This is a genomic window from Amycolatopsis albidoflavus (genome assembly GCF_039525725.1).
Classification (GTDB): domain Bacteria; phylum Actinomycetota; class Actinomycetes; order Mycobacteriales; family Pseudonocardiaceae; genus Amycolatopsis; species Amycolatopsis albidoflava.
Window position 1 is genome coordinate 300,210 of the sequence record NZ_BAAAHV010000012.1, and the last position, 17,305, is coordinate 317,514.

Consider the following 17,305-nt stretch of genomic DNA (forward strand, 5'->3'; position numbering starts at 1 on the left):
GGCCGTGGCCGGGCTCGCGCTGATCGCGAGTTGCGCGGGCGAGACTTCGACGCCTTCCTCCGCGTCCAAGGATCTCAGCAAGTATTTGCCGACTGAGAAGCAGTTGAGCGACGTGGGAGCCGAGCAGCGACAGGCTCCTGCCGCCGGTTCCGGGCGGCCGGGATGTCCAGTTGCGCCTTGGTGTTCGCCCGCGGCGACCGGGTGCTCGCGATCCGGACCGACAGCACGAACATAGACGCGACGGCGCAGCAGGCCGAGCTGACGCGACTGGCTCCCACCTTCGCCGCGGCGTTCGACGAGGACTGACGATGGCGAAACGGCGCTACGTGGCCCGGGGCGTGCCCGGCGGGTACCAGATCTGGGACAACCGCGCCCGCCGCTGGTGGGGCGATCGTTACCAGCTCTGCCCGGACGACCTGGTCGCCGCGCTCAACCGCGGCGCGGACCACGCGACCCTCACCGCGCTGATCAACCGGTACCGCGCGGCGAAGCGCTGACCCGGCTTCAGGGCAGCGCTTCGATCCGTTCGAGGTGTTCCTCGCCCCATTCCCCGAGCGGGGCGATCGCGGTGTTGAGGGTGCGGCCGAAATCGGTGAGCGAGTACTCCACTTTCGGCGGGACCTGGTGATAGACCTCGCGGTGCACGAGCCCGCTGGCTTCCAGTTCCCGGAGCTGGTGGATCAGGATGCGCTCGCTGATGCCGGGCACCGCGCGCCGCAGCTCGCCGAACCGGACCGGGCCGTCGCTCAGGGCGAACAGGATCAGGCCTTTCCATTTGCCGCCCATGACGGCGATCGCCGCGTCGAGTCCGCAGGTGTACTTCTTCACCGAAGGCTCCCTTCCTTTTTCACTGACAATAATGTCAGTACCGAACAAAATTGTAGGTACTTGATCTTCGGTGCGTGCGGCTTCAGGATGAAACGGACGCCGGAACCGGGCCTCAGGGTCCGATGTGGACGGTGCGATTCATCGGAAACCATTGCTGGAGCTGAAAAATATGACTGGGGATATTCGCACGCCGGTGACCGTCGTGGGACTGGGGTCGATGGGGCGGGCGCTGGCCGGGGCGTTCCTCGCGGCCGGGCATCCGACGACGGTGTGGAACCGGACGCCGGACAAGGCCGCGCCGCTGGTGGCCGGCGGGGCGGTCCGGGCCGCCGATCCGGCCTCGGCGGTCGCCGCGAGCCCGCTGGTCGTCACGTGTCTGACGACGTTCGGCGACACTCGCGAGGCGTTGGGGCCGGTCTCCTTCGACGGGCGTGCGCTCGTGACCTTGAACAGCGGGATCCCGGCCGATGCCCGCATGACGGCCGAGTGGGCGGCCGGTCGCGGTGCGCAGTTTCTCGCCGGAGCGGTCAAGAACGTGCCGTCCGCGGTCGGAGCGCGGGACACGCTTCTCTACTACGCCGGGGACAAAGCCGTTTTCGACGAGCACGAGACCACGCTGAAGGTGCTCGGCGGCGACACCGTCCACCTCGGCGGCGAGCCGGATCTGGCCGCGCTGTACGAGATGGCGGTCGGCGGGACCCTGTTGCCCGCGCTCGCCGGGTTCTTCCAAGGCGCGGCCGCGGTCCAGTCGCGCGGGCTGGAGGCGAGCACGCTGGTGCGGTTCACCGTGAAATGGTTCGAGATGATCAACTCGATCCTGCCGGTCTTCGCCGACGAGATCGACCGCGGCGACTACACCGAGGCAGCGTCCTCGGTGAACCTCTTCCACGAGATGGCCGCCGACGACGACGCGTTCGGCGCGGAGACGGGCGTCGAGACGTCCTGGCGCGGCCCGCTCAACGATCTGGTGCAGCGGGCGGTCGAGGCAGGGCACGGGGACCACAGCATCTCGGCGCTGGTGGAGGTGCTTCGCAAACCGGCGGCGTAGCCGCGGGGCGCCGGAACACCCGAGCGGCGCCGGACATATGGTGCGGGCCGAGGGTGACGAACGGAGCGCACATGAGCAGGGTCCAGCGGGTTTCGTTTCACGGCAAGGGAGTTCGCCTCGCCGGGGACCGCTGGGAGCCCGACGGCGCGCGGCGCGGCACGGTGCTGTTCCTGCACGGCGGCGGGCAGACCCGGCATTCCTGGGGCCGCGCCGCGGAACGGGTCGCGCGCGACGGCTGGTCGACGGTCACCCTCGATGCGCGCGGGCACGGGGACAGCGAGTGGGCGCCAGACGGCTACACCCTGGACGCGTTCGTCGAGGACCTTTACTCCGTCCTGGAAGCACTCGGCGAGGTTCCGGTGCTGGTGGGCGCGTCGCTCGGCGGGATGACCGCGCTCACGGCCGCCGGCGAACGGCCGGGGTGCGCCGCGGGGCTCGTGCTGGTCGACGTCACGCCGCGGATTTCGGTGGCCGGCCGGGAACGGATCGCCGAGTTCATGGCGGGCGCGCCGAACGGGTTCGCGTCGCTGGAGGAGGTCGCGGACGCGATCCACGCCTACAACCCGCACCGCCGCCGTCCGCGCAATCTCGACGGGCTGCGCAAGAATGTCCGCCTGCGCGCGGACGGCCGCTGGCACTGGCATTGGGATCCGCGGATCCTGGACTTCGGCGACGAGCCGAGCCGCGACATCGGCGAGGACCGGCTCGCGGACGCGGCGCGGGCGCTCGAGGTCCCGGTGATGCTGGTGCGCGGGAGCGAGTCCGACGTCGTGACCGACGAGAGCGTCGAGAATTTCCGGCGGCTGGCGCCCGGCGCGCGGTTCGAGGAGGTCAAGGCCGGGCACATGGTCGCCGGGGACGACAACGACGTCTTCACCGCGCATCTCGTGGACTTCCTCGACCGCGACGTCTCCCGGTGAGTCAGCGCGTCTGCGCGAGGTCCCCGAAGTAGCCGGTCCGCCACAGGATCCGGGTCCGGACTTCGGTGATGCGCCAGCCGTTCCCGGTCTGCCGCAGGTCCGCGGTGACGACGCCGCCCGCGGTGAACGCCCGGTCTTCCATGCGCACGGTGACCGGGCGGTCCTTCCACAGGTGGATCGCGACGAGATTCGCGCGCACGACGGCCGTGGCGCCGTGGATCTCGACGTCGTGGCCGGTCAGCAGGTGCTGGCTCGACTCGAAGCGGGCGAAGCTGCGGGCGTGGCTGTCGGCGATGTCCTCCGGGCCGGCGGTCTCCGCGCCGTTGGGGCGCACGATCTTCCCGTCCGGCGCGAAGATCCGCTGAAAACGCGGTGCGTCGAACTGCCGCTCGTCGACCGCGCGGTAGTAGCTGTTGAAGGTGCGGACGATCCGGGCTGTCGCGAGCAAGGCGTCGAGTTCGTGCTGATCCGTTTCCTGCACCGGCTTCTCCCCTCGGGGTCCCGCTGTCTCGGTTCATCGTCCCGCGTCCGGGCGCCGTGGCATCATGCTGTGACGGCGGTCGCACCCTCGGTGGGGCCGCCGCGCATCGGGGGGAGGCGTTGTGGGGTGTGCAATCGCGGTGGTGGTCGTCGTGATGCTGATCGCCGCGGCCGTCAGCAGCAACCTCGACCATGCGGTGGCCAACGGATTCAACGCCCTGGTCTGGATCGCGCTGATCGGCGGCGGTCTCCGGCTCGCGTCGAAAGCGTACGAGAAGAACAAGGCGAAGATCGCGGCGAACACGCAGGCCGTGAGGGACAAGACCAGCTCTGAGCGGTCTTCGCAGGCCTCCGAATGGCAGCGGAAGACAAGGGAAGCCAAGCTGCCCGCACCGCGCCACCCGGGTCCGGTGCAACTGACCTTGAGCGGCTCGGCTCGCGACGCCGTGTCTGACGCCGACCGGGCCAGGCGCACGATCCGCGAGGTGCTCGCCGCGCTCACCGTCGGCGTCGCCGACGAGGCCCGGGCGCACGCGGAGGTCTTGCGCCCGCAGGTCGAGCGGCCGTGCGAACCGGGACGTTTCCTTCAAGAGGAGGAAGACTACGGCCGGTACAACGTCTGGTGGGGTTTCGAGCGCGACGGCACTCGCCCTGCCCGGGAAACGGTCGGCCGGATCAAGGATCTGTTCGTGTGGGCTTCCGCGCGCCGGATCCTGTTCTCCGGCATCCATCCCGAAGCGGAGCGCCTGCTGGCCCCGATCACCGATCCGCTCGCCAAACGGTTCCGCGAAGCCCTGAGCACCCGCTACGGGCGAGCGGACGACGGTGCCGGGATCGCGGTGCTCCCGCCCGGCGAATGGGAAGCCTTTCTCGGCGACCTGCACAGCGCGCTCGTCGCGGTCGCCGACGGGCTGGCCGCGCTCCCCCTTCCCAAGCTGTTGCCGCTCATGCACCGGCCGAAGGAAGCCCGGTTCAAGGAGCACGTGTCGGGCGAGGCGATGGAGCAGGATCTCCGGGACTTCATCGAAGACACTGCGAAGCTGAAGGAGGCGGCGCTCACCGGGCCGTGGCCGCTCCGGTTCGGTTCCGCGTGGCAGTTGGACGGCGGGGTGCTCGACGGGTTCGTGACCGAGGAGATCCGCCGTCGGCTGGCCAAGGGAACCGAGGGTTTCGAGTTCGTGGCCCGGTGGAGCACGGACCGGCTCGACGCCGCAAGCTTCGCCCGCGCCTATCTGGCTTACGTGACCATCGCGCTCGACTATCTGACGGAGGTGCTCGGCAACATGGCCGACTACAAACGGGATTCCGCGCCGCAGTCCGGCCACCGCATCGAAATCGGCGGCGACGTGACGCACAGCAACTTCATCCTCAACAGCACGGTCCGCGACATCACGACGGTGCTGGCTCCGGTCGCCGGCCGCGACGACCGGCTCGCCGAGGCGATCGAGGCGCTTTCCGCCGCGGTCCGCGAGGATCCCGATCTGCCGGACGAGGAGCGCGAGGAGCTTCTGTACCACGTCAAGGACATCGCGGAAGCCGCCGCCGAACCCGGCGAGAAGCAGAAGCGCGGCCGGGCGAAACTGGCGTTGAGCGCGGTGACCGAGGCCGCCAAGACCGGTGCGCAGCTCGCGCAGACCGTGACTGCTTGGCACGACGTGATGAGCAAGATGTTCTGAGCGCGAAGAAACCCGTTGAGACGGGCCGGCCGCGGGTGAAAGGTGTACCCGTGAATACCGAACTGAGGCGCGCGTGCGTGACTTCGCTGGTCTCGTTGGCGAGCAGTCCGGCTTACCAGGACAGGGCGGACGCCGGACGCAGCCTGGCGAACTTCGCCGACGCCCCTGAGGCTCAACAGGCACTGGTGAATCTCGTGCTGGACAGCAAAGACACGGGCGTCATCGACGCGACCGCGCGAGCCTTGCTTCAGCGGCTCGACGCCACGTGCATCCGGTTGGTGGCAACAGCACTCGCGACGGCTGATCCAGAGCAGGCGGAATGGATCGACCGAGCGGTCAGCGAGGTCTTGGGGATCACCTCCGGCGACCGGGACGCCGCGGTCGGGATGTGCGAGCCGCTCACGCACAGCGCGAACGAGGAAGTCCGGCGCGGAGCGCTGCACCTGCTCGACGAGCTTAAGAGCATCAATCCGATCCTTCGCACAGTAAGCCGATGGTGACGATCCTCTGATCGGTTCCCCTGCGGTGACCGGGCCTTGACCGCCTTCGGCAAGACTCTTACCTTTGACCTGCCAGACATCGGATGTACGACGCCGCCGGCCGATGTGCCCCTTTCGTTCCTGTTCGGAAAGGACACTCCGTGATGCCGGATTCCTCTGCTTTTCCGCGCCGTACGGCGCTGCGCACGATGGCCGGGGCGGCGCTCGCCGTGCCGGTTCTGGCTGGCCCGCTGGCCCGGTTCGCTACGGCCGCGAGCCCGTTGTGGCATCCCGATCCCGTGAAGGACGGGCTGAAGGCTTTCGAGGGCGTAGAGGCGGATCGCGGCGGTGCGCACCCCGACCGGAAATACGTGGTGGTCGAAGGAAATCACTACCGCTTCACCATCTGGCGAGACGACCGCGACACCACGGGCGGCGGGGATCGGCAGCGGACCGAGACGAAGGGCATGGTGCAGAACGGTTCCGCGCTGAAGATGCGCAACGGCGAGACCTGGACGCTGTCCTACGAGATGTTCATCCCGGCCAGTCTGCACGGGACAAGCCGGTTCACGCACATTTTCCAGACGAAGACCCCGGCGACGAACGAAGGTCCGTGGGTGACGCTCGACCTGGTCCGGGACGGCGGTGTGGAGATGATTTCCGCGCGGGCGTACGCGAATCCGGGTTCGCCGTCGATCGCGGCGGCGAAGCTGGCTCCGTTGCGGGACAAGTGGATCACGATCGAGTGGACGCTGACTCCGGGCGACGCGGGCGCGGCGGCCTGCGTGATCCGCAGCGGCGCCGGTGCGGGGGCGCCGATCGCCGCGCAGGGCAGCAAGACCGGGGTGAAGCTGCCGGATCAAGGCGACTACGTGCGGCCGAAGTGGGGCATTTACCGCTCGGTGGAGAGCGACCCTGCGGATATTCTCGACACCTACCTGCTGTTCCGGAATTACCGCGCGAACCGCAAGTAGCCGGGGGGGTGGTCCCGACGAGAGGCCGAGACCACCCTTTCACAGCGGTTTGGCGGGAGCGTCCGGAAGGAATTCCTCGTCCTTGGGCTTCTTCCGCCACGCGGCGACGAGCCCGAGCGGGTCGGGGCGCAGCAGGGACGCGGCGGCGTACAGGCTGACCACGACGACGATCGCGATGAACCACCAGTCGTAGAGCGCCTGCTCCCCCGTCGGGTAGTACACGAGGGTCACGAACACCGAGATCGCCACGATCGCGGACAGGTTCCGCCGTTCCCACGGGAACGCCGAGATCAGCACGAAGCCCCAGGTGAGGTACCACGGCAGGGTCGGCGGCATGAGGATCGCGACGGCCAGCAGGGTGATCGCGGCGCGGTAGACGGCTTCCTTGCCGCCGCCGCGGGCGAGCCACCACTGGCGGATGCCGAACACGACGAGGCCGACCATCGCGATGGCGCGCGCGACGGTGACGAACGGCGACGGCTGGACGGTGGCGAAGATGTGGACGAGGTTGTAGACGGCCTCGCCGATGCCGCTCGGGAAGTTCAGCCAGTTGGTGATCAGCTGCGGGGCCTTGAGCCCGGACCACCAGCCGAGGTTGAGCGAGCCGAGCGACACCCAGGTGCCGACGACGAACACCGGCAGGAACAGCCCGACCGCCGCGGCGCCGGCCTTGAAGAAGTTCTTCGTCTTCGACGGGCCCCGCATGTCCGCGGCCCACATCCAGACCATGAACGGCAGCGCGACGGCGGCGGTCGGCTTGATCAGCATGCCGATCGTCACGAGCACGACCGCGATGACGTGTTTGCGCTCGAGCGCGGCGAGCATCCCGATGGTGAGGAAGCCGAGCATCATCAGGTCGTTGTGCGGGCCGCCGAAGAGGTGGATGACCATCATCGGGCTGGCGACCGCGACCCACAGCGCGACGGGGAGCTTCCCGCCGAGGTGCTTGACGAGCCGGGGCAGCGCCCACAGCGTCATGCCGAGCCCGACGAGCAGGACGAGCCGGGTGAGGATGACGCCGGCGATCATGTGGTCCTGGGTGATCGCGACGATGCCCTTGGAGATGAGCAGGAACAGCGGCCCGTACGGGGCGGGCGTGGTCTGCCACAGCGGGTGCACGTTCTGCACGACGTTCGGCAGCACGGGCAGCTCGGCGGGGCCGTTGGCGTACGGGTCGAGCCCGTAGAGCAGCTGCGCGCCCTGGCCGAGGTAGGAGAAGACGTCGCGGGTGAACAGCGGCGGCGACACGATCAGCGGCGCCATCCAGCACAGCGCGGCGATCAGGATCGGCTTGCTGCCGATGCGCCCGGCGAGCGCGTAGCGGCCGAGCCGGACCCACGCCCACACGACGAGGCCGAAGCCGCTGTAGAGCAGCGCGTTGGCGAGCGCCCGGCCGTGGCCGTAGCGGATCCACGAGAGCGGGCCGTGGCCGATGACGGGGTCTCGGATGAGGATGCCGCCCGCGCCGAGCGCGGCGAGCATGAGGAGGGCGCTTCCGACCGTGCCCATGGCGATGGTGCGGTAGGGGAAGCGCGAAGGCGTCAGGAACTGCCGGTCGAGACTTCCGGCGTTCGGCTGCGCGTCGTCGATAGTAGTGGCCATTTCGATCCAGAAGATTACCGGGTGCAGTCGGCCCGCCCCGCACTGGCTCCGGGCGCGCCCGGGTTCGGCGCGCGCCCGGAGCGGACTGCGGTCAGGCCTCGGCCGCGGTCCGCTGCGCGGTGCCCCCGGGGAGCGCCGCGAGCAGCGACTTCGTGTACTCGTGCTGCGGGTCGAGCAGGACCTGTTCGACGGTACCGGTCTCGACGAGTTCGCCGCGGTACATCACCGCGACCCGGTCGGCGATGTTCCAGGCCAGTCCCAGGTCGTGGGTGATGACGAGCGCGGACAGGCCGAGCTGGCGGCGCAGCCGGAGCAGCAGTGCGAGGATCTCGCCGCGCACCGACGCGTCGAGCGAGGCCACCGGTTCGTCGGCGAGCAGCAGCGACGGTTCGAGCGCGAGGGCTCCCGCGATGACGACGCGCTGGCGCTGGCCGCCGGACAGCTCGTGCGGGAGCCGGTCGAGGAATTTCTCCGGCGGGCGCAGTTCGGCGGATTCGAGCGCTTTGAGCACGACGTCGCGTTCGTTCGCCAGGCCGTGGATACGCGGGCCTTCGGCGACCGCCTCGTACACCGTGTGGGCCGGGTTCAGCGCGCTCGTCGGGTCCTGGAGCACGAGCTGGACTTCCCGCCGGTACGCGCGCAGCCCGGCCCCGCCCGCGGGCACCGGCTTGCCCGCGTAGCGGACCGCGCCGGAGTCGGGTTTCTGCAGGCCGAGCAGGGTGCGGGCGAGGGTGGTCTTGCCGGAGCCGGACTGGCCGACCAGCGCGACGATCTCGTCCCGGCGGACCTCCAGGTTCACTCCGTTGACCGCGTGGATCCGCTTGCCCTTGCGGTCACGGAACGTGACGTGCAGGTCCTCGGCGGCGAGCAGCGGCGCCTCGTCCGCACCCGCGCGCTCCTCCGGCTCCGGAGGCAGCGGGGTCGCGGTGGCCGGGGCGTAGCGCGACACCGGGTCGCCGACCGTCGGGAAGGCGGCGGCGAGGGCGCGGCTGTGTTCGTGCTGCGGCGAGGACATCAGCTCGGCGCTGGGGCGTTCCTCGACGAGTTCGCCGTCGTACATCACCGCGATGCGTTCGCAGGTGGCGGCGAGCACGGACAGGTCGTGGCTGATCATGATCAGCCCGATGCCGCGTTCGGCGACCAGTTTCGACAGCACGGACAGGACCTGGGCCTGGACGATGACGTCGAGCGCGGTGGTCGGTTCGTCGGCGATCACCAGCCGCGGTTCGCAGGCCAGCGCCATCGCGATCATCACGCGCTGTTTCTGGCCGCCGGAGAGCTCGTGCGGGTACGCGCCCGCCCGCGAGCGCGGCAGGTCGACCTGTTCGAGCAGTTCGGTGACCCGGGCCTGCACCTGTGCTTCGGTCTGCGCCTTGCCGTCGGGGGCGTGCAGGCGGATCGGTTCGGCGATCTGCTCGCCGATGCGGCGGACCGGGTTGAGCGCGTGCATCGCGCCCTGGAACACCACGGACGCCTCGGCCCAGCGGACCGCGCGCAGCCGTCCCCAGCGCATCTCGCTGACGTCCTCGCCGTCGAGCAGGATTTCGCCGGTGATCTTCGCGCTGCGCGGCAGGAGCCGGAGCACGCTCATCGCCACGGTGGACTTGCCGGAGCCGGACTCCCCCGCGACGCCGAGCGTGCCGCCCGCGTCGAGGCGCAGGTCGACGCCGCGGACCGCGGGGACGTCGCCGCCGCCGGTGCGGTAGGTGACGCCGAGGTTTTTGAGTTCGAGCAGCGCGGTCACGAGTGCCGTCCTTTGAGCCGCGGGTTCAGCACGGTTTCCAGCCCGCGGCCGACGAGGGTGAACATCAGCACGACGAGCACGATCGCGATGCCCGGCGGGAGCAGGTTCCACCAGGCGCCGCGGGTGACCGCGCCGTTGTTGAGGGCGGTTTCGAGCATCGCGCCCCAGGAGATCGAAGTGGGGTCGCCGACGCCGAGGAACGACAGGGTGGCGTCGGCGATCACCGCGTTGCCGACCACGAGCGTGGTGTTGGCGAGCACGAGCGGGGCGACGCCGGGCAGCACGTGTTTGGTGACGACGTGCAGGTGTCCGCCGCCGAGCGCGCGGGCGCGTTCGATGTACGGGCGGCTTTCGATGGTGAGCGTCTGGGCGCGGACCAGCCGGGCGGTGCTCGGCCACGCGGTGACGCCGATGGCGAGCACGATGGTCCAGATCCCTTGCGGCAGCACGGCAGCCAGCGCGATGGCCAGCACGAGCGACGGCAGCACGAGGAAGAAGTCGGTGAACCGCAACAGGATCGCCGACACCCAGCCGCCGAAGTGCGCGGCGGTGATGCCGATCAGGGTGCCGATGAACACGCTCAGCGCGGTCGCGCAGAACCCGACCAGCAGCGAGATCCTGGTGCCCCACACGGTCATCAGCAGCACCGAGCGGCCGTCGATGTCGGTGCCGAGCCAGAACTGGCTGTCCGGCGGGCTGAGCGGTTTCCCGGTGACGCGGGTGACGTCGAGGCCGCTCTGGTCGCTGATCAGCGGCAGCAGCAGCGCGAGCAGGACGGTGAGCACGAGCAGGAAAAGCCCGGCGAGCGCGGCTTTCTGGGTGGCGAACTCGTGCCAGGTGCGGGCGATTCCGGCGCGGCGGCGGCGCCACGCGATCGCGCGGGCGCTCTCGGCGGTGGTTGCGGCGGTCATGCGGTACGCACCCTCGGGTCGAGCACGCGGTAGAGCAGCTCCGCGAACAGGTTCATCAGGACGACGGCGCTGGCGAGGACGATGAAAACCCCTTGCAGCACCGGCAGGTCCGGGCCGTGCAGCGCGTCGTAGGTGAGCTGGCCGAGGCCGGGCCAGCTGAACACCGCCTCGACGGTGACCGCGCCGGCGACCACCGTGCCGAACTGCATGAACACCAGCGTCACGGTGGGCAGCAGGGCGTTGGGAACCGCGTGCCGTCGCCGGACGAGGTCGTCGCGCAGGCCTTTCGCGCGGGCGGTGGTGAGGTAGTCGGCGTTCATCTCCCCCAGCAGCGACGAGCGCATCACCAGCATGTACTGCGCGTAGAACACCGCGAGCAGCGTCAGGCACGGCAGGATCAGGTGGTGCAGCACGTCGAGGCTTTGGGCGAAGAACCCGGGCCCGGCGTCGGGCGAGTGCATGCCGCGGCTGGGGAACAGCCCGTTGGTGGCCACGAGCAGCAGCAGGCCGAGCCAGAACTGCGGGACCGACCAGAAGGTCAGCGCGATGCCGGTCTGCGCGCGGTCGAAGAAGCTGTCGCGCTTCCACGCCGCGCGGATGCCGAGCCACAGCCCGAGCGCGACGGCCAGGACGGTCGCGCTGCCGACGAGCAGCACGGTCGGCCAGAGCCGTTCGCCGATCATGTCCAGCACCGGGCGGCGCTCGATGTAGGACTCGCCGAAGTCGCCTTGGAACAGGCCGACGAAGTAGTTCCCGAACTGGGCCAGGACGGGCTTGTCGATGCCGAGCCGCTCGCGCAGTTCGGCGATCTGGCCGGGGTCGGTCGGGCGGTCGCGGGCCATGAACGCGACCGGGTCGCCGGGCAGCAGCCGGAAGAGGAAGAACCCGAGGACGATCACCAGGAAGACGCTGGCGACCGCCTCGGCGATCTTCGTGAGGACGAACCGGAGAGTCCCGGTCCCGCCGCGGCGCTCGTCGGGGTCGGCGAGCACCGCGGCCTGGTCGGGCGCGATCGCTTGGCTCACCCGCGGTTCCCCCTCCGCTGGACGGTCCGGCTGTCCGTGAGGGGAACCCTGAGGGACTCAGAGTCTCGCAGGGTTCCCCTCACGGACTCGAGCGAGCGGTCGCGAGGGCATAGGGCTGGCATTTCGGGGGGCGCTGTGTCCTTTGTGGACGGTCGGCGCGGCGAAGCCGGAAAGCTTGGGTCTCCGGCGTCGGACTCGCGCGCTGGAGCAGTCGGCTGGCAGAGCATCGGGTTCACTCCCGGTCGTCGGCGGACTTGCCGCGGCGGGACAGCGCGATGCCGCCGCCCACGAGCACGACGAGCACGACCCCGGCGACGACGATCCACACGGTCGTGCCGGAGCCGCTGTCCGACGAAGCGGCCGAAGCGTCGGCCGGGACCGCGCCGTAGACGCCCCAGTAGCCGGTCTGCTCGAGGATCGATCCCTCGGGCTGCGGCTGCTTGCCGAACGAGGAGAACTTGTCGGAGCGGTAGGCCTCGAGCGCGTTGTCGTAGTCGTAGACGACGTTCACGGCCTGGCTGTAGAGCCGCGCCTGGGCCTGCTTCACGTAGCCCGCGCGCACGCCCGGGTCGGTTTCGGCGAGCTGCTTGGCGTAGAGCGCGTCGTACTGCGGGTCGCAGAAGAACGTGTCGGTGGTGCCGCCCTTGCCCTGGGCGTTCGGCCGCGCGGCGCAGGTGTGCAGGGCCAGCGAGTAGTCCGGGTCCGGGTTGTTCGCGTAGCCGGAGATCGCCAGGTCGTAGTTGCCCGCGTTGGTGCGGTCGTTCAGCTCGTCGTCCGAGACCAGTTCCTGCTTCACCGAGATGCCGATGTCGTGCAGCCAGCCGGTGACGTACTGGGCGAGGCGCTGGTCGGGCGCGCGGTTCGCGTGGCCGGTGAGGCGCAGTTCGAGGCGCGCGCCGCCGGGCGCGGTGCGGATGCCGTCGCGGCCCTTCGGGTAGCCGGCCGCGTCGAGCGCGGCGTTGGCGGCGGCGAGGTCGAACTTGCGTGCCTCCCCCGGAGCCGGATCCCAGTGGTAGGCCGAATAGATCGGCGGGATCACGCCGCCGCCGGGCTGGGCGTAGCCGCCGGCGACCTTGTCCACGATCGTGGGGATGTCGATCGACTGCGCGATCGCCTGGCGCACCCGGATGTCCTTGAGCACCGGGTTTCCGTTGCCGATCGGCTTGTTCTCCGAGTTCTGGACGCCGAAGTTCAGGTTGATCTCGTTGTAGCGGCGGCCGGGAGCCTTGTTCAGCGCGATGTTCGGCTGGTCCTTCAACGCGTCGAACTGGGTCGGGGTCAGCCGGTTGATCACGTCGACCTCGCCCTGCTTGAGGGCGTTGACCGCGGCCTCGACGTCCTTGAACACCAGCAGCTGCAGCTCGTCGACCTTGGGCGCGCCGCGCCAGTAGTCCTTGTTGGCCTTGAACTTGACGTACTCGTTCTGTTTGTACTCGGTGATCTGGTAAGGCCCGTCGTCGACGCCGACGACCGGGATGGTGTCGGTCTTCGGGTCGCTGTAGTCCTTGATCTGCGACCACACGTGCTCGGGCACGATCGGGACGTCGAGCAGGGCCATCGACGACTGCACGGTCTTGGTCTTGATGACCAGCGTGGCGTCGTCCGGCGCGGTCACCGACTGGAAGCTGGCGACGTAGTTGCCGTTCGCGGTGCGCGCGGTGGCGTCGGTGAGCATCCGGTTGAAGGTGAACGCGGCGTCCTTCGCGGTGACCGGCTGCCCGTCGGACCACTTCGCGCCCTTGCGGATCTTGAACGTCCAGGTCAGCTTGTCCGGCGACGTCGTCCACGATTCGGCGAGCGCGGGCGCGGCCTCGGCCTTGTCCTGCGACGGGATCGTCAGGAACTCGTAGATGAACCGGCCGACCTGCGTCGACGCGGCGAGCCCGGCGGTGAACGGGTTCAAGTGGTCGATACCAGTGGTCAACGCGACCCGCAGCACCTTCGGCTGCGCCTGCTGCTGCGCGGCCGCAGTGCCCGCCAACGGCAGAATCGCCAGCGTTCCTGCCATCACGACACCGAAAACGCGGCGCAACCCGTGCCGCCTGTGCTTATTTCGCACTTGAGAACCACCCCATCGTCAATCCCCGACCCCAGAGACGAAAAGTAACCACATACGGCGGGAAGCGCGCAATATGTGACGGTGCCGCTGCGTGTCCGATCGTTATGGTCGCGGCGCGGATCACTAGAGTGCCCGGCATGCGGATCCTGATCTCGGCCGACATGGAAGGCGCCACGGGGGTCACCTGGACCGACGACGTCGTGCCCGGGAGCCCGCAGTGGCAGCGGTTCCGGGGCATGTTCACCGGCGACGTCAACGCGGTGCTGGCCGGCCTGTACGCGGCGGGCGCGACCGACGTGCTCGTCAACGAGGCGCACTCGTCGCAGCGCAACCTGCTCCTGGAAGACCTCGACGAACGCGCGCGGATGCTGACCGGGCGGCACAAGCCGCTGTCGATGATGCAAGGCATCGATTCCGGTGTGGACGGTGTGGTGTTCCTCGGCTACCACGCCGGCGCCGGGTTCGACGGCGTCCTGTCGCACACCTATCTGGAGAACCAGATCACCGGCGTGTGGCTGGACGACGTGCCCGCGAGCGAGGGCAGGCTGAACGCGGCGATGGCGGCCGAGTACGGCGTGCCGGTGCTGCTGGTCAGCGGCGACGACCAGACCTGCGAGGACGCGCGCGACTACGCGCCGGACGCGGAACTGGTGCAGGTCAAGGAATGCGTGAGCCGGTACGCGGCGATCTGCCTGCCGCCGGCGCGCACGGCGAAGCTGCTGGAAACCGGCGCGCGGGAGTCGATGGCGCTGGCCGGGCGGGCCGAGCGCACGCCGGGGCGGCACCGGATCGAGGTCGAGTTCGACGCGAGCCATCTGGCGCAGGCGACCGCGGTGATCCCGACCGTGGAGCAGACCGGGACGCGCCGCGTCGCGTTCGAGGCGCCGAGCATGACCGAGGCGATGAAGGCGTTCAAGGTGGTCACGGCCATCGCGGCAGGGGCGGTGCAGGGCATTTATGGCTGAGGTCGACGTTGTTTCGCTGTGCGCGGACCTGATCCGGTTCGACACCACCAACTGGGGCGACGGCGAGGCCGCGGGCGAACGCCTGGCCGCCGAGTACGTCGCCGAATTCCTGGGCCAGCACGGGGTTTCGGCGCGGATTCTGGAGTCCGAACCGCAGCGGTCGAATGTCATCGCGCGGATCCCGGGCACCGATCCGACACTGCCCGCGCTGCTCGTGCAGGGGCATCTGGACGTGGTGCCCGCGGCCGCGGCCGATTGGTCTGTACCGCCGTTCTCCGGCGAGGTCCGCGACGGGTTCCTGTGGGGCCGGGGCGCGGTCGACATGAAGGATTTCTGCGCGATGGTGCTGGCCGCCGTCGCGTCCGGGCTGCGGCCGCGGCGGGATCTCGTGCTGGCGTTCGTCGCCGACGAGGAGGACCGCGGCGACTACGGCGCGCACTGGCTGGTCAAGGAGCACGCGGACCTGTTCGAGGGCTGCGCGGCGGCGATCAGCGAGTCCGGCGGGTACAGCTATCACGTGCCCGCCGCGGACGGCCGGAAAGTGCGGCTGTACCCGGTCGGCACCGCGGAGCGCGGGACCGCGCACCTGCGGCTCACCGCGACCGGGCGGGCCGGGCACGGGTCGCGGCCGAATTCGGAGAACGCGGTCGTGCGACTGGTCGGGGCGCTGCAGCGGATCGCGGACCACCGCTGGCCGGTGCAGCTGACGCCGACGGTGCGCGCGTTCCTGGAACGGACCGGCGCCGCGTTGGGCGTGCCGGTGGATCTTTCGTCCGGCGAGGCGGTCGACGAAACGGTGGCGCGGCTGGGGACGGCCGGGTCGCTGGTGGTGCCGACGGTGCGCAACAGCACCACGCCGACGATGCTCGACGCCGGGTACAAGGTGAACGTGATCCCGTCGAAGGCGAGCGCGCAGGTCGACGTCCGGGTGCTGCCGGGCACCGAGGACGAGCTGTTCGCGGTGCTGGATTCGTTGCTGGGCGAGGGTGTCACGCGGGAATTCGTGGCGCATCAGCCGCCGGTGCAGGCTCCGGTGGATTCGCCGTGGTTCGACGCGATGGCGGCGGCGCTGCGGGCGGAGGATCCGGAGGCGGTCGTGGTGCCGTACTGCATGGGCGGCGGAACGGACGCGAAAGCGTTCACCCAGCTGGGGATGGCGTGTTACGGCTTCGCTCCCCTGGCTTTGCCGGAAGGGTTCCCGTACCGGGCGATGGCGCACGGCGTGGACGAGCGGGTGCCGGTGGACGGGCTGCGGTTCGGGACGCGGGTGCTGACGCGGTTCCTGGAGTCCTGCTGAGGTTCAGGGAGTGACGCGCTGGACGGTCGCCAGCCAGGCTGGAAGACCGTCCGGCGCGAACCTGGCGACAATCTTGCTGTCTCGCAGGGTTTCGAGCTGCCAACCGGTTTCTCGTTGGAACGGCGCTTCCAGTTCGGCTCGCGTGACCGGGTGCGGACCGGCGTCCCCGTCCGTGTCGCGGAAGCACAGGACGTGCAGCCTCGCGCCCGGTTCGGTGACGGACGCGAGGCTGGCGGCGTAGGTCCGGCGTTCCTGAGCGTCGAAGGTGTGGAACAGCCCGCAGTCGAGGACTGTGTCGAAGGTCCGGTTCAGCGTGGACAGCCGGAACGCGTCGCCGACCGCGAACTCGGCGGAGAGACCTCGGACGCGGGCCTTCTCTTTCGCTTGCGCCACCGCGGTTTCCGCGACGTCGATGCCCACAATGGACAGTCCGGCCGCGGCGAGGTGCAGCGCGTTCTCGCCGGTTCCGCATCCGGCGTCGAGGACCGTGCCGCGGAACGCGCCCTCGGCGGCGAGCTCGGCGATCGCCGGTTGCGGGCGTTCGAGGTCCCACGGGGCCGGACCGTCCTGATAGGACTCGTCCCACGGACGGCCTGCCTGGCGTTCGTGGCTTGTCGCGGGACGGTCCTCGGGCATCAGCGGGTGAACTCCGCCCACCAGCGGTCCTCGCGGACGCGTTCCAGCGAGGCGAGGGTGACGCCGTCGCGGCCGAAGGATTCGACCTCGGCTTTGCTGAGCGGCCACGGCGGCCCGTCCCAGGTGTCGAGGTCGATGCTTTCCTCGGCGACCGCGCCGACGACGAGCGTCCCGCCGGGCGCCACGAAGCCGGAGACCGAGGCGATGGCCGGGTCGTGGACGTCCTTGGGCATCGACTGGACGGTCATGATCTCCACGACCAGGTCGAACGCGTAGTGGAATTCCGCGGGCGGGGTGAGCAGGTCCGCGGTGCGGTAGGAGACGACGGTGTCCGGGAACCGGTTGAGCACCGCTTTGATCGCGCTGGGCGAGACGTCGAAGGCGGAGGTCTCGTAGCCGGAGGCGGCGAGGAGTTCGGCGTCGTCGGCCATCCCGCAGCCGACGACGAGGGCGCGGCGGCCGGCGCCGGGCCGCCCCTCGATCCAGGCGGCGAGGTCCGGCGAGGGCCTGCCGCGGTACCACGGCAGGACGGCCTCTCCGGCTTCCGCGGCCGCGTACAGGGGCTCGAACCACCCGGTGGGGTCACCGTTGGCGAGTGCGAGTCCGGCCCGGCGGCGGGCTTCCTCGTCGGGATCGATGGCGTCGTCTGGCATGGACTCTG

At 69.9% G+C, this 17,305-nt stretch carries 18 protein-coding genes; 9 read left to right on the plus strand and 9 right to left on the minus strand.

Annotated features, from left to right (window positions below; translation table 11 throughout):
* Positions 1–162 precede the first annotated feature (162 nt).
* Positions 163–306 carry a hypothetical protein gene (locus ABD156_RS19885; RefSeq protein WP_344275360.1) on the plus strand — a complete coding sequence of 48 codons (144 nt, stop codon included), beginning with the start codon at positions 163–165 and terminating at the stop codon, positions 304–306.
* Between the two features lie 2 nt (positions 307–308).
* On the plus strand, positions 309–497 hold the full coding sequence (locus tag ABD156_RS19890) for a hypothetical protein (RefSeq protein WP_344275363.1): 189 nt from the start codon (positions 309–311) through the stop codon (positions 495–497).
* 7 nt (positions 498–504) lie between these two features.
* Here the strand turns inward: ABD156_RS19890 and ABD156_RS19895 are convergent, their stop codons facing one another.
* Positions 505–786, minus strand: coding sequence for a winged helix-turn-helix transcriptional regulator (locus tag ABD156_RS19895; protein WP_344277612.1), 282 nt, complete (start codon positions 784–786; stop codon positions 505–507).
* A gap of 211 nt (positions 787–997) precedes the next feature.
* On the opposite strand from ABD156_RS19895, the gene ABD156_RS19900 reads away from it, so the two are divergent.
* Positions 998–1,876 (plus strand): NAD(P)-dependent oxidoreductase, encoded by an 879-nt coding sequence (locus ABD156_RS19900; protein WP_344275366.1) that lies wholly within the window; start codon positions 998–1,000, stop codon positions 1,874–1,876.
* A 71-nt stretch (positions 1,877–1,947) separates the two neighbouring features.
* Positions 1,948–2,796, plus strand: a complete 849-nt coding sequence (locus ABD156_RS19905) for an alpha/beta fold hydrolase (RefSeq protein ID WP_344275369.1) — start codon at positions 1,948–1,950, stop codon at positions 2,794–2,796.
* 1 nt (position 2,797) lies between these two features.
* Here the strand turns inward: ABD156_RS19905 and ABD156_RS19910 are convergent, their stop codons facing one another.
* Positions 2,798–3,277, minus strand: a complete 480-nt coding sequence (locus ABD156_RS19910; RefSeq protein WP_344275372.1) for a nuclear transport factor 2 family protein — start codon at positions 3,275–3,277, stop codon at positions 2,798–2,800.
* A gap of 121 nt (positions 3,278–3,398) precedes the next feature.
* Here ABD156_RS19910 and ABD156_RS19915 point away from each other — a divergent pair, with 121 nt between their 5' ends.
* The 3 genes from ABD156_RS19915 to ABD156_RS19925 all read left to right on the plus strand — a co-directional run bounded on the left by ABD156_RS19915 (position 3,399) and on the right by ABD156_RS19925 (position 6,405).
* A complete protein-coding gene (locus ABD156_RS19915) occupies positions 3,399–4,952 on the plus strand; it encodes a hypothetical protein (RefSeq protein WP_344275376.1) in 1,554 nt (517 codons plus the stop codon).
* 50 nt (positions 4,953–5,002) lie between these two features.
* Positions 5,003–5,452 (plus strand): hypothetical protein, encoded by a 450-nt coding sequence (locus tag ABD156_RS19920; RefSeq protein ID WP_344275379.1) that lies wholly within the window; start codon positions 5,003–5,005, stop codon positions 5,450–5,452.
* Positions 5,453–5,595: 143 nt separating this feature from the next.
* A complete protein-coding gene (locus ABD156_RS19925) occupies positions 5,596–6,405 on the plus strand; it encodes a hypothetical protein (protein WP_344275381.1) in 810 nt (269 codons plus the stop codon).
* Positions 6,406–6,444: 39 nt separating this feature from the next.
* On the opposite strand, the gene mptB is transcribed toward ABD156_RS19925, so the two are convergent.
* From mptB to ABD156_RS19950, 5 genes are all read right to left on the minus strand, one after another.
* Positions 6,445–8,007, minus strand: coding sequence for a polyprenol phosphomannose-dependent alpha 1,6 mannosyltransferase MptB (gene mptB, locus ABD156_RS19930; protein ID WP_344275384.1), 1,563 nt, complete (start codon positions 8,005–8,007; stop codon positions 6,445–6,447).
* A gap of 91 nt (positions 8,008–8,098) precedes the next feature.
* Positions 8,099–9,751, minus strand: a complete 1,653-nt coding sequence (gene nikE / locus ABD156_RS19935; RefSeq protein ID WP_344275386.1) for a nickel ABC transporter ATP-binding protein NikE — start codon at positions 9,749–9,751, stop codon at positions 8,099–8,101.
* A complete protein-coding gene (locus ABD156_RS19940; RefSeq protein WP_344275389.1) occupies positions 9,748–10,662 on the minus strand; it encodes an ABC transporter permease in 915 nt (304 codons plus the stop codon). Before ABD156_RS19940 ends, nikE begins: the two co-directional genes overlap by 4 nt.
* Complete coding sequence (locus ABD156_RS19945) at positions 10,659–11,687, minus strand: ABC transporter permease (protein ID WP_344275392.1); 1,029 nt, start codon at positions 11,685–11,687, stop codon at positions 10,659–10,661. The genes ABD156_RS19940 and ABD156_RS19945 overlap by 4 nt, the downstream gene beginning before the upstream one ends.
* 232 nt (positions 11,688–11,919) lie before the next feature.
* Positions 11,920–13,695, minus strand: coding sequence for an ABC transporter substrate-binding protein (locus tag ABD156_RS19950; RefSeq protein WP_344275394.1), 1,776 nt, complete (start codon positions 13,693–13,695; stop codon positions 11,920–11,922).
* Between the two features lie 188 nt (positions 13,696–13,883).
* Here ABD156_RS19950 and ABD156_RS19955 point away from each other — a divergent pair, with 188 nt between their 5' ends.
* Together ABD156_RS19955 and ABD156_RS19960 are read left to right on the plus strand one after the other, a co-directional pair.
* Positions 13,884–14,711, plus strand: coding sequence for a M55 family metallopeptidase (locus ABD156_RS19955; RefSeq protein ID WP_344275397.1), 828 nt, complete (start codon positions 13,884–13,886; stop codon positions 14,709–14,711).
* Positions 14,704–16,008: a M20/M25/M40 family metallo-hydrolase gene (locus tag ABD156_RS19960; protein ID WP_344275400.1), complete on the plus strand. Its 1,305-nt coding sequence runs from the start codon at positions 14,704–14,706 to the stop codon at positions 16,006–16,008. The genes ABD156_RS19955 and ABD156_RS19960 overlap by 8 nt, the downstream gene beginning before the upstream one ends.
* A 3-nt stretch (positions 16,009–16,011) precedes the next feature.
* Here ABD156_RS19960 and ABD156_RS19965 read toward each other — a convergent pair whose 3' ends face one another.
* Complete coding sequence (locus tag ABD156_RS19965) at positions 16,012–16,665, minus strand: class I SAM-dependent methyltransferase (RefSeq protein ID WP_344275403.1); 654 nt, start codon at positions 16,663–16,665, stop codon at positions 16,012–16,014.
* Complete coding sequence (locus ABD156_RS19970; RefSeq protein ID WP_344275406.1) at positions 16,644–17,297, minus strand: class I SAM-dependent methyltransferase; 654 nt, start codon at positions 17,295–17,297, stop codon at positions 16,644–16,646. Before ABD156_RS19970 ends, ABD156_RS19965 begins: the two co-directional genes overlap by 22 nt.
* Positions 17,298–17,305: the final 8 nt, after the last annotated feature.

What these genes read in the sequence shown, in the direction of transcription:
- ABD156_RS19885 (WP_344275360.1), top strand. Translation starts at nt 163, where the DNA reads ATGTCCAGTTGCGCCTTGGTGTTCGCCCGCGGCGACCGGGTGCTCGCG.
- ABD156_RS19890 (WP_344275363.1), top strand. Translation starts at nt 309, where the DNA reads ATGGCGAAACGGCGCTACGTGGCCCGGGGCGTGCCCGGCGGGTACCAG.
- ABD156_RS19895 (WP_344277612.1), bottom strand. Translation starts at nt 786, where the DNA reads ATGGGCGGCAAATGGAAAGGCCTGATCCTGTTCGCCCTGAGCGACGGC.
- ABD156_RS19900 (WP_344275366.1), top strand. Translation starts at nt 998, where the DNA reads ATGACTGGGGATATTCGCACGCCGGTGACCGTCGTGGGACTGGGGTCG.
- ABD156_RS19905 (WP_344275369.1), top strand. Translation starts at nt 1,948, where the DNA reads ATGAGCAGGGTCCAGCGGGTTTCGTTTCACGGCAAGGGAGTTCGCCTC.
- ABD156_RS19925 (WP_344275381.1), top strand. Translation starts at nt 5,596, where the DNA reads ATGCCGGATTCCTCTGCTTTTCCGCGCCGTACGGCGCTGCGCACGATG.
- mptB (WP_344275384.1), bottom strand. Translation starts at nt 8,007, where the DNA reads ATGGCCACTACTATCGACGACGCGCAGCCGAACGCCGGAAGTCTCGAC.
- ABD156_RS19940 (WP_344275389.1), bottom strand. Translation starts at nt 10,662, where the DNA reads ATGACCGCCGCAACCACCGCCGAGAGCGCCCGCGCGATCGCGTGGCGC.
- ABD156_RS19950 (WP_344275394.1), bottom strand. Translation starts at nt 13,695, where the DNA reads ATGGCAGGAACGCTGGCGATTCTGCCGTTGGCGGGCACTGCGGCCGCG.
- ABD156_RS19955 (WP_344275397.1), top strand. Translation starts at nt 13,884, where the DNA reads ATGCGGATCCTGATCTCGGCCGACATGGAAGGCGCCACGGGGGTCACC.
- ABD156_RS19960 (WP_344275400.1), top strand. Translation starts at nt 14,704, where the DNA reads ATGGCTGAGGTCGACGTTGTTTCGCTGTGCGCGGACCTGATCCGGTTC.
- ABD156_RS19970 (WP_344275406.1), bottom strand. Translation starts at nt 17,297, where the DNA reads ATGCCAGACGACGCCATCGATCCCGACGAGGAAGCCCGCCGCCGGGCC.